General features: G+C 53.8%; 2 tRNA genes. Both read left to right on the plus strand.

Annotated features, from left to right (window positions below):
• Positions 1-77: transfer RNA gene (locus tag R0J87_RS25670), tRNA-Arg, on the plus strand.
• A 69-nt stretch (positions 78-146) separates the two neighbouring features.
• Positions 147-223, plus strand: a tRNA-Arg gene (locus R0J87_RS25675).

The raw sequence follows: 223 nt of genomic DNA on the forward strand, positions 1-223 counted from the left end.
GCGCCCGTAGCTCAGCTGGATAGAGTACCTGACTACGAATCAGGGGGTCGGAGGTTCGAATCCTCCCGGGCGCGCCAAGTTGCAAAGGTAAGTATTTGATGTTACAGTGTTATTCATTGCTTGAGTGATTAAGTGATGACTGAAAAGCGCCCGTAGCTCAGCTGGATAGAGTACCTGACTACGAATCAGGGGGTCGGAGGTTCGAATCCTCCCGGGCGCGCCA

Origin of the sequence: Halomonas sp. SIMBA_159 (assembly GCF_046536035.1) — a bacterium.
GTDB lineage: Bacteria > Pseudomonadota > Gammaproteobacteria > Pseudomonadales > Halomonadaceae > Vreelandella > Vreelandella venusta_A.